General features: G+C 58.2%; 12 protein-coding genes. 4 read left to right on the top strand and 8 right to left on the bottom strand.

Features of this window, described 5'->3' with window-relative positions; all coding sequences use genetic code 11:
* Positions 1–241 precede the first annotated feature (241 nt).
* From dtd to typA, 3 genes are all read right to left on the bottom strand, one after another.
* A complete protein-coding gene (dtd, locus tag msub_RS19615; RefSeq protein WP_048497784.1) occupies positions 242–712 on the bottom strand; it encodes a D-aminoacyl-tRNA deacylase in 471 nt (156 codons plus the stop codon).
* A 92-nt stretch (positions 713–804) separates the two neighbouring features.
* Positions 805–1,767, bottom strand: coding sequence for a prolyl aminopeptidase (pip, locus tag msub_RS19610; protein ID WP_048497783.1), 963 nt, complete (start codon positions 1,765–1,767; stop codon positions 805–807).
* Between the two features lie 169 nt (positions 1,768–1,936).
* A complete protein-coding gene (gene typA / locus msub_RS19605; protein WP_048497782.1) occupies positions 1,937–3,748 on the bottom strand; it encodes a translational GTPase TypA in 1,812 nt (603 codons plus the stop codon).
* A gap of 557 nt (positions 3,749–4,305) precedes the next feature.
* Between typA and glnA the strand changes: the two genes are divergently transcribed.
* From glnA to ntrC, 4 genes are all read left to right on the top strand, one after another.
* A complete protein-coding gene (gene glnA / locus msub_RS19600) occupies positions 4,306–5,709 on the top strand; it encodes a glutamate--ammonia ligase (protein ID WP_048497781.1) in 1,404 nt (467 codons plus the stop codon).
* A gap of 178 nt (positions 5,710–5,887) precedes the next feature.
* Positions 5,888–6,412, top strand: coding sequence for a DUF4124 domain-containing protein (locus tag msub_RS19595; protein WP_048497780.1), 525 nt, complete (start codon positions 5,888–5,890; stop codon positions 6,410–6,412).
* A gap of 243 nt (positions 6,413–6,655) precedes the next feature.
* Complete coding sequence (gene glnL, locus msub_RS19590) at positions 6,656–7,750, top strand: nitrogen regulation protein NR(II) (protein ID WP_048497779.1); 1,095 nt, start codon at positions 6,656–6,658, stop codon at positions 7,748–7,750.
* Positions 7,747–9,174: a nitrogen regulation protein NR(I) gene (ntrC, locus tag msub_RS19585; RefSeq protein WP_048497778.1), complete on the top strand. Its 1,428-nt coding sequence runs from the start codon at positions 7,747–7,749 to the stop codon at positions 9,172–9,174. Before glnL ends, ntrC begins: the two co-directional genes overlap by 4 nt.
* Positions 9,175–9,284: 110 nt before the next feature.
* Here ntrC and msub_RS19580 read toward each other — a convergent pair whose 3' ends face one another.
* From msub_RS19580 to msub_RS19560, 5 genes are read right to left on the bottom strand one after another with little or no spacing between them, the layout of a single operon-like run.
* On the bottom strand, positions 9,285–13,907 hold the full coding sequence (locus msub_RS19580) for a DUF6701 domain-containing protein (protein ID WP_048497777.1): 4,623 nt from the start codon (positions 13,905–13,907) through the stop codon (positions 9,285–9,287).
* Complete coding sequence (locus tag msub_RS19575) at positions 13,904–14,317, bottom strand: hypothetical protein (RefSeq protein WP_048497776.1); 414 nt, start codon at positions 14,315–14,317, stop codon at positions 13,904–13,906. Before msub_RS19575 ends, msub_RS19580 begins: the two co-directional genes overlap by 4 nt.
* Positions 14,307–15,095, bottom strand: coding sequence for a type II secretion system protein (locus msub_RS19570; RefSeq protein WP_048497775.1), 789 nt, complete (start codon positions 15,093–15,095; stop codon positions 14,307–14,309). The genes msub_RS19575 and msub_RS19570 overlap by 11 nt, the downstream gene beginning before the upstream one ends.
* Positions 15,095–15,607, bottom strand: a complete 513-nt coding sequence (locus msub_RS19565) for a type IV pilus modification PilV family protein (protein ID WP_048497774.1) — start codon at positions 15,605–15,607, stop codon at positions 15,095–15,097. The genes msub_RS19570 and msub_RS19565 overlap by 1 nt, the downstream gene beginning before the upstream one ends.
* Positions 15,604–16,083, bottom strand: a complete 480-nt coding sequence (locus msub_RS19560; RefSeq protein ID WP_048497773.1) for a pilus assembly FimT family protein — start codon at positions 16,081–16,083, stop codon at positions 15,604–15,606. Before msub_RS19560 ends, msub_RS19565 begins: the two co-directional genes overlap by 4 nt.
* Positions 16,084–16,090 lie beyond the last annotated feature (7 nt).

The following is a 16,090-nucleotide window of genomic DNA, read 5'->3' as shown; positions in this document are numbered from 1 at the left end:
ATTGCCGATGCATTTTTAGCTCTTTTAGCACCAGAAAGGCAAGTTTCTATACCTTTCAGTGCCGACGCGCATCGTGACGGTTGTGTTTCAATTCCGGGGCCAAATCGACATTTATTCTTTATAATCATTGAATTAAAGACCGGGGAAAGCACCCCCTTACTTGATGGCAACCCTGATCACCGGGGTTTGCGCACCAATACGAATCACCTGAATGCCCCATGCCCGATACCGGTGCGGGCCACTATCGAACGCTTTCACCATGTCTTTGCCGAACCTCGAGCAGAAAAGTTACCGGCCCATCATTCACCAAGCCAACCCTCATATGGGTACCGAACCTCCCCTCCCCCACTTTTTCATCCCCAAGCCCGGCCCGGGCCTGAGCAACAAACAGCCCAATCAAGTGGTTGGCCTCTTCAGGTTTTGCAGCATGGGAGAATCCCGGCCGGGTGCCGGATGACGTATCAGCGGTCAGGGTAAACTGAGGAACAACCAGAAGTTCTCCACCAATGCTCTCAAGGCTCCGGTTCATCCGCCCTGCCTCATCGGGAAACACACGGTACGTGAGGATCTTCCGGCACAGCTCCTTTGCCTCTGCCTCACTATCGCCGTTTTCCACGCCCAGCAGTAACAGCAGCCCTGAACCAATGGCGGCAATGCGCTCACCCTGCACGGTAACACTGGCTTCCGATACTCGCTGGATCAGCCCTTTCATCAGGTTCCCCGGGACCACATGAACAGGAGGAAATAAAGATGGGTCAAGAGTTTAGCGATGGCCGTCCCGGGCCGCAACCCTGAAAACGGGAATCAGCCAGCCGTTTTCCCGGTTTTTGCCACGACCGATTCCACCCCACGGATCAGGGCATCAATTATCGCGGGTTCGGAGGCCGAATGGCCGGCATCCCGAATGATCTGCAGCTCGGCCTCAGGCCAGGCCTTGCTCAGCGCCAGGGCGTTCTCCAGGGGGCAGACCATATCGTACCGGCCATGGACAATGATGCCGGGAATCTCTTTCAGGCGGTGAGCATCGCGAACGATCTGGTTATCTTCAAGAAACGCGTTGTTCATGAAGTAATGGCACTCGATACGAGCCAGTGCGATGGCCACGTGCGGATGGCCGAAGTGCTCTACAACACGGGGATTGGGGTGCAGGGTGGCACAGCGCCCCTCCCACACCGACCAGGCCTTGGCGGCCTGAATCTGCTCAAGCTCGTTGGTACTGGTCAGCCGGCGGTAATAGGCGCTCACCATGTCGTTACGCTCGGCTTCCGGAATCGGGCCCTGGAAGTCGGCCCAGTAGTCGGGAAATACCCGGCTTGCGCCATCCTGGTAGAACCATTGGATATCCCGGGGCCGGCACAGGAAAATGCCTCGCAGAACCAGCCCGGATACCCGCTCCGGATAGGCCTGGGCGTAGACCAGGCTCAGGGTTGACCCCCAACTGCCACCGAACAGAAGCCACTGGTTGATACCGAGAAACGAACGCACGGCCTCCATATCCTCAACCAACTTTGCGGTGCTGTTGCCTTCCAATTCCGCCAGCGGCGTGGACCGACCGGCACCCCGCTGGTCCATCAGAATAATCCGGAAACGCTCGGCATCGAAGAAACGCCGATGGTAATCCTCACAGCCACCACCAGGGCCACCGTGCACCACCAGAACCGGTATTCCGTCGGGGTTACCGCTTTCTTCAACATAAAGTTCGTGGGGTGGGTCTACCGCGATGCGGTGTTGGGCGTTGGCAGCGATTTCGGGGTAGAGGGCCAGCATGGGGTTGCTCCGGAACAGGGGGGTTTCCGGAATTCTGGATGAAGATGGGGTCAGATGAAAGCTTTCATCTGACCCCTGGGAGGCTTCGGGCTGGTGGGGAAAGCCGGAGCTGAAGCCGGGGTCAGATGAAGGCTTTCATCTGACCCCTTTTTCACGGGCCGGCCTACCGTTATTTCTTGCCCGCGCGCTTGCGCTCGTTCTCGGTCAGCAGCTTTTTGCGCAGGCGGACCGATTTCGGGGTTACCTCAACCAGTTCGTCGTCATTGATGAACTCCAGCGCCTGCTCAAGGGTGAACTTGATCGGCGGTACCAGGGCGATCACTTCGTCCTTGCCGGAGGCACGCATGTTGTCGAGTTTCTTGCCCTTGGTCGGGTTCACCACCAGATCGTTGTCGCGGCTGTGAATGCCACACAGCTGGCCTTCGTAGATTTCCTGGCCGGGGTCGAGGAACAGCTTGCCCCGACTCTGCAGGGTTTCCAGCGAATAGGTCAGTGCCGTGCCGGTCGCCATGGAGACGATAACGCCGTTCTGGCGACTGGTCACATCGCCCACCTTGATCGGGCCGTAGTGGCTGAAGGTGGAGGTCAGAATACCGGTACCGGAGGTCATGGTCAGGAAGGTATTTCGGAAACCGATCAGGCCACGAGCCGGAATGGTGTACTCAAGACGCATCCGCCCCTTGCCATCCGGCACCATGTTGGTCAGGTCGCCTTTGCGCAGACCCATCTGCTCCATGATCGGGCCCTGGTGCTGCTCTTCAATGTCGACGATGACATTCTCATAGGGCTCCTGCCTCACACCGTCGACTTCCTTGATGACAACTTCCGGGCGGCCCACGGCCAGTTCGAAGTTCTCACGGCGCATGTTTTCGATCAGCACAGAAAGGTGCAGCTCACCGCGGCCGGATACCTTGAACTTGTCTGCAGAGCCGCCCTCTTCAACGCGCAACGCCACGTTATGAAGCAGCTCCTTCTCCAGGCGCTCCTTGATGTTCCGGCTGGTGACGTACTTGCCTTCCCGGCCGGCGAAGGGCGAATCGTTGACCTGGAAGGTCATGGAGACCGTCGGCTCATCCACGGTCAGCGCCGGCAGGGCTTCAACGTTGGCCTGGTCACACAGGGTGTCGGAGATGAACAGCTCGTCCATACCGCTGACGCAGATGATATCGCCGGCCTGGGCCTCTTCCACTTCAACACGATGCAAACCGGAGTGGCCCATGATCTTGAGGATACGACCGTTGCGCTTCTTGCCGTTGGCACCAATCGCTGTGACCGGTGAATTGGTCTTGATCTTGCCACGCGTGATGCGGCCAATGCCGATCACGCCCAGGAAGCTATTATAGTCCAGCTGGGAGATCTGCATCTGGAACGGACCGTTCGGATCCACGTTCGGAGCAGGCACATGGTCGACGATCGCCTGGAATACGGCATCCATGTTGTCATCCAGCTTCTCATGATCCAGACCGGCGATGCCGTTCAGGGCACTGGCGTAGACAATGGGGAAATCCAACTGCTCGTCAGTCGCACCCAGGTTGTCAAAGAGGTCGAACACCTGGTCTACCACCCAGTCCGGGCGGGCACCGGGACGGTCAATCTTGTTGACCACCACGATCGGGCGCAAACCGGCCGCAAACGCCTTCTGGGTCACAAAGCGGGTCTGTGGCATGGGGCCGTCGATGGAATCAACCACCAGCAGCACGCAGTCCACCATGCTCATCACCCGCTCGACCTCGCCACCGAAATCCGCGTGGCCCGGGGTGTCCACAATGTTGATGTCGTAGCCGTTCCATTTCAGGGCCGTATTCTTGGCCAGAATGGTAATGCCGCGCTCTTTTTCCTGATCATTGGAATCCATGACCCGCTCGCTCTCGAGCTCTTTGCGATCCAGCGTACCGGACTGGCGCAGGAGCTTGTCTACGAGCGTGGTTTTCCCATGGTCGACGTGGGCAATGATGGCAATATTACGAAGGTTCTCAATCACAAAAATAATCCTGCGGCATGCACTGAATGACCTGAGAGGGTCGTTCGCAGGGATACCCCTGCACATGCCGTCTCAAATCCGTAAAATGAACTCATTTACCGGAGCTGGCTGCCCGGCACCCTGCACGGAGTTTTTCGATCCGGGATCAGAAATTGGCAGGGTGAAAATGAAGCGGCGCGTAGTATAGCTAAAAGTCTGTGTCGTTTATATGTCGAAAAACGCCTATTCTCAAATCAGCCCAGAGCACCACATTGGTGCACATTGGCAGTTAGCGCACCATTTCTGTGCAATGCTCGAATGCAAAATCCGGCCCGAAAACCTCAGAATTGCCCCGAACGGGCTCCGAGCCCCTGCCGTTGCGCTGTTCTGGAGCATGCCCTAAAAATTGGCAAGCGCCTTGCTTTAACGAAATCAGCCGAAATTTGCAGGTAAGACGCAGCGGCATTTGCTAAGCTGCGCAAACCTGAAAACCAGATCGGAACCCGGGTTTCCGGGCGGTCCGGCGCCACGAACATGAATACAGCCGCCTTTGCGGTATAACATACGGAGCATGCACAATGTCCAAGACAGTTGATTTGATCAAAGAACACGAAGTCAAATGGGTTGACCTGCGCTTCACTGACAGCCGCGGTAAAGAGCAGCACGTGACGCTGCCGGCCACCGAGGTAGACGAAGACTTTTTCGCCGACGGCAAGATGTTCGACGGCTCTTCCATTGCCGGCTGGAAAGGCATCAACGAATCCGACATGATCCTGATGCCAGACGACGCAACCTCCGTACTGGATCCGTTCACCGAAGAAACCACTGTCAACATCACCTGCAACATCGTAGAGCCTTCTACCATGCAGGGTTATGAGCGTGATCCGCGTTCCGTTGCCCGTCGTGCCGAGGAATACCTGAAGTCCACCGGCATCGCTGACGGCGCCCTGTTCGGCCCGGAGCCGGAGTTCTTTGTCTTTGATTCCGTTAAATGGAACGTAGACATGCAAGGCTCTTCGTACCACATCCATTCCGAAGAGGCCGCCTGGGTATCCGGCGAAGACTTCGACCGCAACAACATCGGCCACCGCCCGGGTGTTAAAGGCGGCTATTTCCCGGTTCCGCCGGTAGACAGCCTGCATGACCTGCGTGGCGCCATGTGTGCGGCCATGGAATCCATGGGTCTGGAAATTGAAGTACACCACCACGAAGTGGGCACCGCTGGCCAGTGTGAAATCGGCGTTGGCGCCAACACCCTGACCCGCAAGGCCGACGAAGTACAGATCCTCAAGTACTGCGTACACAACGTGGCCCACGCCTACGGCAAGACCGCCACCTTCATGCCCAAGCCGGTTGTGGGTGACAACGGCTCCGGCATGCACGTACACATGTCCCTGAGCAAAGACGGCAAAAACCTGTTCGCAGGTGACAGCTATGCCGGCCTGAGCGAAGCGGCTCTGTACTACATCGGTGGGGTGATCAAGCACGCCAAGGCGATCAACGCCTTCACCAACCCGGCCACCAACAGCTACAAGCGTCTGGTTCCGGGCTACGAAGCACCGGTCATGCTGGCTTACTCGGCGCGCAACCGCTCCGCTTCCATCCGTATTCCTTACGTGAACAGCCCGAAGGCGCGTCGGATTGAAGTGCGCTTCCCTGATCCGGCAGCCAACCCGTACCTGGCGTTCGCGGCCCTGATGATGGCCGGCCTGGACGGCATCCAGAACAAGATCCACCCTGGCGATGCCATGGACAAGGATCTGTACGACCTGCCGAAGGAAGAGGCCCTGAGCATTCCGAAGGTTGCCGAGACTCTGTCAGAAGCTCTGGACTGCCTGCAGGAAGATCACGAGTTCCTGACCCGTGGCGGCGTGTTCACCGAGGACATGATTGCCGGTTACATTGATCTGAAGCGCGGTGAAGTTGAGAAACTGAACATGACCACGCATCCGATCGAGTTCCAGCTGTACTACTCCTGCTAATATCTCTCGCAAGGGAATCAGCAGCAGTCAAGCCCCGCCCCGCGCGGGGCTTTTTTGTGTGCACTGCAGCACATTGCCTGCCGCCCTTAACGATATGTAACCAATATCCGATCCCGCAAGCGTTGAAATGCCCCGGGGCGCCGCCGATAATCGGGGAAACCCAATAACAGGTGAGCTTATGAATCCAAGGTCTGGATTGATTACCGGCCTTCTGTTTGTTCTGGCGGTCCCGGCCTCCGCCGAGGTGTACCGGAATGTCGATGCCTACGGCAACGTCACCTTCTCCGACGAGCCAAGTGAAGGCGCTAAAGCGATTGAGGTCAAACCGGTTACCACCATCACCCTGCCCAAGCCCGAGGTGGTTCAGGAAACCGACAAGCTCCGTGAAGAGGTCCAGAAAGAGGGCGCCGTGTACGAGAGCGTCTCCTTCGTATACCCGGACAACAACCAGGCGTTCTACAGCGGCAGCGGTGATATTCAGTTCCAGGTTCAAAGCACACCCGGCCTGCAGCCTGGCCACAAGTACGAAGTGACCCTGGATGGCCAACCCGTTGGCCAGAGCGCTTCGGGCTCAATTGCCGTCAGCAATGTCTTCCGTGGCACCCACGAGGCCCGCGTGCACATCGTGGATGAAAACGGCGTTCAGATAAAAACCGGCCCATCCATTTCCTTTACCGTTCACCGCCCCTCCGTACTGAACTGATTCTTGAGCGCACTATTTTGGTGCGCGCGCACCAGAAAACAGCCATACTCTGACCAGCAACGGGGCGAATTCTTCCGGCTGGTCAGTTGCGCTTTCCCCGCCTGCACCAGCGTACGGCGCCTTTTCCGGCCAATGCCCCGCAATGCCCGCACTTTGCCCAGTCATTTTTAAACCTGGCCCAAACTGGTTCGCTTTTTGCAAAACTCCGGAGGTCAAACCATGTCGAACCAACGGACATCTCCCATGGCACTGCCTTCGGCTCGCGATACCGGATACAAAAGCATTCTCGACAGCCTCACTACGGCGGTATTGGTGCTGGAGGATACGCTGCAAATTCGCTATCTCAACCCCGCCGCTGAAAGTCTGTTTGAAACCAGTATGACCCGTAGCCACGGGCAGCCCTTCAGCGAGATTCTCGTGGATTCCGAAGATGCCCTGAAAACCCTGTTCGCCGCGGTTGAGAATGGCCAGTCCTACACCCGCCGTGAGGCCGAGTTCCTGTTAACCAGCGGCTCCCGGCTGACGGTGGACTACTCGGTGACCCCGATCAGCCTCGATCCGACGGAGCTGCTGATCGAGATCCAGCCCAGGGATCGCCTGATGCGGATCAGCCGGGAGGAAGACATCATTTCCCAGCAGGAGACCACCCGCATCCTGGTCCGGGGCATGGCCCACGAGATCAAGAACCCGCTCGGGGGCATCCGGGGCGCGGCGCAGCTGCTTGACCGGGAGCTCACCAGCGAAGACCAGCGCGAGTATACCCGGGTGATCATCGATGAGGCCGACCGACTGAGGAGCCTGGTGGACCGCATGCTCGGCCCGAACAAGGCACTCAAGCTGGCGCCCACCAATATCCACGAGGTGCTGGAGCGTGTGAGCACACTTCTGGAAGCCGAGAGCAAGGGCCGCCTGCAGTTCAGCCGGGACTATGACCCCAGCATTCCCGAATTCCGGGGCGACAAGGAACAATTGATCCAGGCATTCCTGAACATTGCCCGCAACGCCATGGAGGCCGCCTTTGAACACCAGGGCGGCAATCGCAACGGCGAACCGCCCACCATTACCTTCCGGACCCGCACCCTGCGCCAGTTTACCATCGGCCATCGGCGCCACCGCCTGGTGTGCCGGATCGACGTGATTGATAACGGCCCGGGCATCCCCCCGGACCTGTTGCAGAACATTTTCTACCCGATGATCAGTGGCCGTGCCAGTGGCACAGGCCTGGGGCTTTCCATCACCCAGAGCATCATCGGCCAACACCATGGACTCGTTGAATGCGAGAGCGAACCAGGCCGAACCGACTTCATCATCTTCCTGCCTCTGGAGGACACCCCATGAGCCAACCGGCAAACGTCTGGATCATAGACGACGATCGCAGTATTCGCTGGGTGCTGGAGCGCGCCCTGAACCAGGCCGGTATGCAGCCCCGCGTTTTTGACAGCGGTGAAAGCATCATGATGCGGCTGGAACACGAGCAGCCCGATGCCATCGTCAGCGATATCCGGATGCCCGGCGTTGACGGTATCACCCTGCTTTCCCAGATTGTCGAGGTGCATGCGGATATTCCGGTGATCATCATGACCGCCCACTCGGATCTGGAAAGCGCGGTCACCAGCTACCAGACCGGGGCGTTCGAATACCTTCCCAAACCGTTCGATGTGGATGATGCCGTGGCGCTGGTCAAGCGCGCGGTTGCCCACAGCCACGAGAAACGCGCCAGCGCCGAACCCGCCACGGAAAGCGCCCAGCGTGCAACCGAGATCATCGGTGAAGCGCCGGCGATGCAGGAGGTATTCAGGGCCATCGGCCGACTGTCGCACTCCAACATCACCGTGCTGATCAATGGTGAAAGCGGCACCGGCAAGGAGCTGGTGGCCCAGGCGCTGCACAACCACAGCCCCCGGGCCAAGCATCCGTTCATCGCCCTGAATATGGCTGCCATTCCCAAGGACCTGATCGAATCCGAGCTGTTTGGCCACGAAAAAGGTGCCTTCACCGGGGCCGGCGCAGCACGCCAGGGGCGCTTCGAGCAGGCCAACGGCGGTACCCTGTTCCTGGACGAAATCGGCGACATGCCCGCCGATACCCAGACCCGCCTGCTGCGGGTACTGGCCGATGGCGAATTTTACCGGGTAGGCGGCACCACACCGATCAAGGTGGACGTGCGTATCATCGCCGCCACGCACCAGGATCTGGAAAAACTGGTTCAGGCCGGCAGCTTCCGGGAAGACCTGTTCCACCGGCTGAACGTGATTCGGGTGCACCTGCCCAAACTGGCCGAACGCCGGGAAGACATTCCCCGGCTGATGCAGCACTTCCTGAAACGGGCGGCTAAAGAGCTGGCTGTCGAGCCCAAAATCCTGCGCGAGGAAGCAGAAGAATACCTCACCACCCTGCCCTGGCCCGGCAACGTCCGCCAGCTGGAAAACACCTGCCGCTGGCTGACGGTAATGGCCAGCGGTCGGGAGATCCACATCGATGACTTGCCGCCCGAGTTACTGCATCAGGCGGAAGCGCCCACCACTGGCACGACCTGGCAGGAAGGCCTGAAAAACTGGGCCGAACAGGAGCTCAAGCGGGGCAAGAAAGGGATACTCGACACGGCAGTGCCAGAGTTCGAGAAAATCATGATCGAGACGGCGCTGAAGCACACCGGCGGGCGGCGCCGGGATGCCTCGATTCTGCTGGGCTGGGGGCGGAACACGCTGACCCGGAAGATCAATGAACTGGGGATGGATCACCCGGAGCACGAGGACGACTGAGCCTTCCAGCAGGAATGAACATGGGGTCAGATGAAAAGTTCATCTGACCCCGACTTTGCCGCCAGGTTTGGATTTTTGGGGTCAGATGAACTTTTCATCTGACCCCGTTTTTATCGCTCCTGCCAGTAGATGACCCGGTCATGGCCGCGGTAGACGCCGAAGGTGGCCGTTGCCGTGGGATTCTGCAGTGTGGCTGCATCGTTCCAGAAATGCTGGAGCCACACCGGCACCTCCCAGATAAGTGTATCCGTTCCCTGGCTGCCATCAGGCTCCAGCACCAATGGCCCGCCGGTGCCGCTACTCAGAGTGCCGGACGCCGCTACCAGACTGTGATGGTCCGTCGTGCCGGTAACATTTGTGGTATCCCAGACGCTGCAGTTATCCACTTCGTTCAGTTCAAACCGGGCTCCGGCCCAGTACTGAGCCTGGAAAGGCATTTCCAGCTCGGGGATAGTTTCAGGTCCATACACGTTCTCCATGAACCACCTGCCATAACGGATGTCCAGATCTGCCAGCGGCTGAAAGCTGATCGGCAGGCTGGTGGCGCCGCTGACGTTATCACTGTCAACAACCTGGTTGATGGCAAAGGTCAGACTCGGATTAAACGGTGCCACCTGAGAGACTTTGGTCTTTGGATAAGTCAGCGTATCTGCCGAAGAAAACTCGTAAGCCATCCGCCCCGGGCTTGTTGTTAATGCCAACAGGTTTGCGGGCTGGGCCGAGACCGTCACATCAAGCGGCCCCGTATTATCCGCTTGTTGCTGGGACGAGTCGGTATCAGGAAGCGCTCTGAGCACATCCGCGGCCTGAAGCTTCTGGAAATCTCCACGGGTATAGTTCGTTGTTACCTCATCCTGCTCATTCAGTGCCGCAATCAGCACTTCCGGTTCCACCTGCCAGCCTGAATCCTGCCCAGTGTAGGTAAAGCCCGGTGTGCCAACGCAGGCTGGCCCGATCTCGCCAGCGCTGGCCAGCGTTACACCAAATCTTGCCGGTATGAATCGGCCAATGGAGGCACTCTTGCCACCAGGCAGCGCATTCCCCAGGTAAGACTGGCCCTCTGGAATGCGGATTTTGAAGACACCGACCTCGCTGATGCGCTGGAGTTGATCTGATGTTCCACCGCCACCGCTCGAAAAACTCGACTGCTGCGGGGCAAAAGTGCCTGTTTCACCGCCAGCAGGCGCGACCAGTTCATGCGCTATATTGATATTGAGCCGCTCAAAGGCCGGTGTCACCGGATTACCAATACAGAATTCAGCACCACTTTCCCCCGCCTGCTGCCACGCGACGGCCTGATAGCTGACGGGGAAATCACTGCCGGCACTGGTGAGCACGGAGCAGTTGGCCGGGTCCCCGGTGCATCCGCTGTTGGTGTCGGTGGCAGTGATACAGAAGCCGGCCGGCACCGATACAAAAGCATTGCTGCTACCGGCAATTTCTCCACCGGTGGGATTGCCTTCCGCATCTAAAAGCGGCTTTCGGGCAAACAGGGAAAGTCGACCAGCATCCGCATAGTTAAGCACCAGCGATGCAGAACTTGTCGAACTGTCGCCGAAGTCCAGGCTCACAGTCCCTGTATTCGATATACCGCCATTATTGTTGGAGGCCACCGTCTGACCATTAACCCTGAGCGCGTCTGTCAGCGCGCAGGTACCGGGACTTTCGCAGACATAGCCCACCTCAACATCCTGAGGACCGGTAAGGAAGGCCTCGCACGCACCCGTATCATCATTGGTTCGCACGGCGGTTAACTGCAGGTTCTGACCGCCAGGGGCGATTGAGGAATCCTTGCCGGCGACCAGGCTCTGGATCTGGCTGCCAAGATCTCCAGCCTGGTGGAAAATGAATCCCGTTTCGGCAAAGACAATATCCGGATCAAAGGAGTCAAGCTCGCCGGTGCTGCCGTCAGCGACATTGACGTTGACCGTATCCGCAAGGGTATGCCGGAGGTTGAGCGTAACCACGCCGCTGTCCGCCGCAGAAAAGCTGTAAGCTGCCCTTCCGGAGTTTCCAGAACCGCGAGCCAACGTGCCACCTGCGCCAGTGCCAGCTAACCAGTCTCCCAGACCCGTGGACGTGGACAGGTTTACTGTGCCGGTGTAATCAGTGACGGGCTGACCGTTGGCATCGCTGGCTTGAATGGTGACAGGAGCCGGGCTGCAGGTAACGGAATTGCCACCGCTGATGATTCGGAAATGATCCAGGGCGTTGGCAGCTTCGGGGCAGTTAAACAGAGCTGACGCCGGCACAACCTCAAAACCGCTCGACGCCGGGGTATCCCAGAACAGTTGCGCCACTGCGCCCCCGCCGTTTTCATACATCTCCATCTTCAAAGCATAGGCCTGGCCCTGCTGAAGAGTAAGCACTCCCGATTCATGGTTGGTGGGTGACTGATCAACCCACTCATTGATGATCGGGTTACTCAGATCCTGCACCCAGAGCCGCACGCCATCGTCAGTCCGTGTCCTGAAACGATAATCGCCTGTTACTGCGGGCACAATGTAGCCGGTCCAGCGGATCGAAAACCGATCATTGTTCACGGTGCCGGGGATTGGACTGCCACCGCCATAATCTTCATCAATTGTGGCGGAAACCTCCTGGGCCACTGTTGGCCCATTAAGGTCGCGATTGTTCCAGTAAAACGTGCTCAATCCCGTACTACTGGCCTCAAACTCAACCGTTGCGGGATTTGGCGACATAGCGACGCCGCCTACATCCTGAATGTCCGATACGGTGATCTCGTAGGTCTCCTCGCTCGACAGGGGCGTTGAGAGATTCAGCAGAACGCTGTAGCCGGATGACTCCAGCGAGGCCGATTCCACACCGATACTAGCGCCTGAGCCGAGCGCTTCTATTGAGTAAAACGAGGTATCTTCAACCGATGCGCCATCAAGCATGCGAGTTCGTGATGACTGGTCAAATTTCACCCGCAGGAGATCGGAAGCTCCGCACACTGCCGAGGCAGACTGCAGAGTCGGCGCCGATACCGGCAGACAAGCAAACAGGTTCGCCTCCGGGATAATTTCAAAGCCACCTCCACCCGGTCTATTCCACTGCAACTCCGCCACGGCCTGACCGCCATTTTCATAGAACTGCATGCGAATCGCATAGCGCCTGCCCGCTTCCAGCCGAACGGCGTCGCTTGTGTTATCGGCGGCTGACTGGTCGTTCCAGTCATCAATAACTGCGGCGCCGAAGGTCAGATCCTCAACCCATAACCGGACACCGTCATCGGTGCGCGTCCGGAACTCATACATACCGGTTTCAGGAACCTCTATAGCTCCCTGCCACTGCACCGCAAAGTCATTATCATCGACCACCGGATCCGGGGAGCCATTGGCCCAATCGAAATCCACACCGGGATCAAGACGGGTCAGCACTGGAGAATCCGGGAATGGCTGATTGCTCTGGTAGTTATTATAGAAAGTGGCTTCAAGGCCATTCTGGTAACAGGTACACTGAACCACGTCCGACCAGCTCTCGCCGGCGGCCACCTGGCCCACCTGTATACTTTCCCCGCCACCGAGGTTCTCAGAACGGAAGCCCAGTTCCGTGATCTCCGTGACCTTGTTACTGGGGTTGCGGAAAATAGTCGCGGACGGCGTGGGCGGTGGCGAATCGGTACACTGGGGATTCACCCACAGACGCCCCCGGTCGTAGAAATTGCCGCTATTCTTGTCAAAGCGGGCCACCAGCAAGTAGGTCTGTCCTGCCTGGAAGTCCGTTGAATAGGCCGCGCTGGTATCAAGCCGAACAAAGAAATCAGCGTTGCCACTGCCGCCTTCATTGACTTTTACCCCGAACTGCGGCGAATCACCGAAGCCTGGCCGTTGAACCCAAAAGCCCAGAAAATCATTGTTGCCAGGCGCGCCCTGGAACCGCACCAGCATACTGAGATAGACCTGATCACCGGAGAAAGCGCCCGACAACGCGCGCGAGGCGACCCGGTCATTGTTTCCGTCGACTTCAAGGGTCGTTTGCGAGCGAATACTCAAACCGTTGCTCGCCTGGAACAGAAGAGGATTAGCGCTGGTATCAACGATGCTCTGCCCACTGTTTCCCTGCCAACTGCCACCCCAGCCGGTACCGCCATCGAGTCCGGTGATTGTGCCGGGGGTGTAGGTTTCGAAGTCGTCGAAAACGGGGAGTGGAGATTCAACCCCAAAGTCACAGAGCCCATTCAACAGATCCTGCGCTAACGCATCCGGCACATATTCCAGACTCGCATCCTTATCGAGCCCAATCCCATTCTGACTGGCGAGAATTCCTTCCGCGAGGCTATTTTTGTCAAAGCTTATTTTGCCTTTCGCATACAGGATGCCATTAAAAAACCCGTCCTTGTCAAACCCTACCGATCCATCAACGACCAGTAGTAACTGATCAGGATTTCCAGCGCCGTTGATTTCAGCGTTCTTGCCGAACCCGAGGTTTCCATCTACAAAGATCCTGACAACTGCTCCTGGAGCGATCCTCAGTTGGTAGTCTTTAGACAAAGTGACATTATCGTAGTAATAGTCGCCGCTAGTTAGCTGGGTTCCGGATGCTGGCCAGCTCTCACCACCTTCCCAATTATTGGTATCGTAACTCAGGCGACGATCGCCGGGCAGGTTATCATTAAGGCCATCAGGCGCATCAAATACCTCCGTACACTGAGCGGCATACACATCTCCTGCCGCCAGGAAGAACGCCAGTGCCATCAGCAACGGAATTACAAAACCTGATTGCCTCATCTCACACGCACCTCAATCGTTCGCCTGGCCTGTTCACTGCCTGAACCGCACTGACCAGTACTGACCAGAGTATAAATCGTCTCGGGGGCCGGACTGCCACTGATATCAGCCTGTACTGCAGAACAGCTAAGAGTGGCACTACAACCGCTCAACCCCGCCTGCGAAAAACTCAATGAACCCGGCACAGAAGCACAGCCACTGCCATAAAGCGCCTCCGTCACACCTGCCTGAGCTCCGCTTTCGGCAGCGTAAAACGCCCGCTGGGACAGAATCTGCTGACTGACCGCCAGCCCCGTGCTTTGCTGCTGCTGGGCCATACCAGCCACAATCAGCGCCAGCGCCGTGATCACGAAGATGGCGATGGGCAGGCCTGCCCCGCGTTGGTGTTTCCGGAATCTGTCAGGGCACATTGCGGATCTGTACCTCCTGGCTGACGGTGGTGGTTTCTTCTCCGTCCGGGCTTTCCAGCTCAAAGGTAAACTGAACGACCGCTGCACGCTGAAGGGTTGCCGGCAGGACGCGGAAATCCACCGTGCCGGTAAGGCTTGCCGCCAGGACTTCCCGCTTTCCGGTCGACGCTACGGACGGTGGCTCTGGCTGGGAGGCAGTAGGCGAGTAACCGCTATACCGATACAAGAAATGTCCGCTCTGGCAGACGCTTACCGGCTCGCCCACCACAAAAAGACGCCGCGCCGGGGAATTGGTATTGAACCGGTGGCTGGACGACAGGGTAATTGTGGCCGGTGATCCGGTGTTATCGATCGCAGAAACTGTAGAAGAGACCGGGCCCGGGTCCGATGCGGTATACAAGTCATCGGTACCGGTCCCATAACCGTAGATCACTGCCCGGGTATTGCCCGTCGAGGGCGGCTGGGCAAACGCGGCGATCTCGATTTCATCAAAATTCGGCCCCCGGGTGCGCTGCAGGTAATTGGTGCCTGCTTCCAGCGGCAGCCACTCAATGCAGGAGCCGTTGGTTCGTACCGAGAGCGGGAACGCCTCCCGCAGCTCCCGCGTCAGCTGCTCGCTGATCACTACCGACCGAAGGGCCCGCAACTGACGCGTACTGGTATCGAGCGCACCTTGAGTGGACAGGCCTACAAACCGTACCGATACCGTCGCGACAATGCTGAGCAAGACGATCACCATGATCAGCTCGATCAGCGTGTACCCGGACTGGCGACTCATCAGTAGTTCGCCCTGTAAGCTGAGAAGCTATACCCCTGCCCGCTGGGGTTGGTGACTAACAGGTCGATTCGTTTTGCGTCCTCTTCCAGTGGCAAGCCGATTTCATCACCAGCGCATTCCACCGCAACCGACACCCGGAAATTGCCGTAGTCCGCCCCCAGTGCCGTACCCTCGGCGTTCGCTGGCACAGCATTATTGATGGCGTTGTAGTCGTCCACATCGTCGTAATCGGCACGATTGGCTTCCTCGGTGTTAATGGTGCAGCCCGGCTCCCTGGGAGAACCGCCGACCGGGGTATCTTCGTCATAGCGACGGCTGAGGATTTCGTCCATGTAAATTTGCGCCAGAGCCACCGCCCGGGTCTGGTTCAGCGGATCGGCACTTCGCCCGGTGATCAGCGCAAAGGCTCCCACCACACCAGCGATCGCCACGCTGATAATCACAATGGTGATTACCAGCTCCACCAGAGTGGCGCCGCTTTGAAAGCGAGTGACTCTTTGCCGGCCAGTCATGGGCAGGTTCCTTCAAACACCGCACCCAGGGCGCTCAGGCAAAGATTGAAGGTACTGTCGCCGGTGATGCGGAAATCGATGCTGACTCTTGGGGTGGGAGATGCAACTCGTCCGAGATCATCAAATCCGATGGTTACACCGCCAGAAGGAACATTAGTGAACGGATCACCCCCTACGCTATAGGCCATGGTAGCGCCGCTGCGTTGAAGGCTGAATTGGGAGGAGGCCGCCGAAAAAAGCAGCTCGTCGCTCGTCTGCCGGATAGTCAGCGTGTCAGACGTATTCCCCGCCAGCGCCGCCTGCTGGGCAAGCAGCGTAGCGGAGGAAAGTTGCTGGGTAGCCAGCAAGGGAGAAAAGGCAGAGCGGCCAGCAAACAATCCAACCCCGAGCGCCGATAATACGCCGATCAGAATAATGACCATCACCAGCTCTACCAGGGTGAACCCCGACGACCTCGGGGCGACCTTTGTTCCCATGCCCCCT

Origin of the sequence: Marinobacter subterrani, from assembly GCF_001045555.1 — a bacterium.
In the GTDB taxonomy this organism is placed as follows: Bacteria; Pseudomonadota; Gammaproteobacteria; order Pseudomonadales; family Oleiphilaceae; genus Marinobacter; species Marinobacter subterrani.
The sequence above is the reverse complement of the archived record's forward strand: the minus strand, read 5'-3'. Positions and strand labels throughout refer to the sequence as shown.

Coding starts and splice junctions, on each gene's coding strand:
- glnA (WP_048497781.1), top strand. CDS start 4,306: ATGTCCAAGACAGTTGATTTGATCAAAGAACACGAAGTCAAATGGGTT.
- pip (WP_048497783.1), bottom strand. CDS start 1,767: ATGCTGGCCCTCTACCCCGAAATCGCTGCCAACGCCCAACACCGCATC.
- msub_RS19565 (WP_048497774.1), bottom strand. CDS start 15,607: ATGACTGGCCGGCAAAGAGTCACTCGCTTTCAAAGCGGCGCCACTCTG.
- msub_RS19580 (WP_048497777.1), bottom strand. CDS start 13,907: ATGAGGCAATCAGGTTTTGTAATTCCGTTGCTGATGGCACTGGCGTTC.
- dtd (WP_048497784.1), bottom strand. CDS start 712: ATGAAAGGGCTGATCCAGCGAGTATCGGAAGCCAGTGTTACCGTGCAG.
- msub_RS19560 (WP_048497773.1), bottom strand. CDS start 16,083: ATGGGAACAAAGGTCGCCCCGAGGTCGTCGGGGTTCACCCTGGTAGAG.
- glnL (WP_048497779.1), top strand. CDS start 6,656: ATGGCACTGCCTTCGGCTCGCGATACCGGATACAAAAGCATTCTCGAC.
- msub_RS19570 (WP_048497775.1), bottom strand. CDS start 15,095: ATGAGTCGCCAGTCCGGGTACACGCTGATCGAGCTGATCATGGTGATC.
- msub_RS19575 (WP_048497776.1), bottom strand. CDS start 14,317: ATGTGCCCTGACAGATTCCGGAAACACCAACGCGGGGCAGGCCTGCCC.
- msub_RS19595 (WP_048497780.1), top strand. CDS start 5,888: ATGAATCCAAGGTCTGGATTGATTACCGGCCTTCTGTTTGTTCTGGCG.
- ntrC (WP_048497778.1), top strand. CDS start 7,747: ATGAGCCAACCGGCAAACGTCTGGATCATAGACGACGATCGCAGTATT.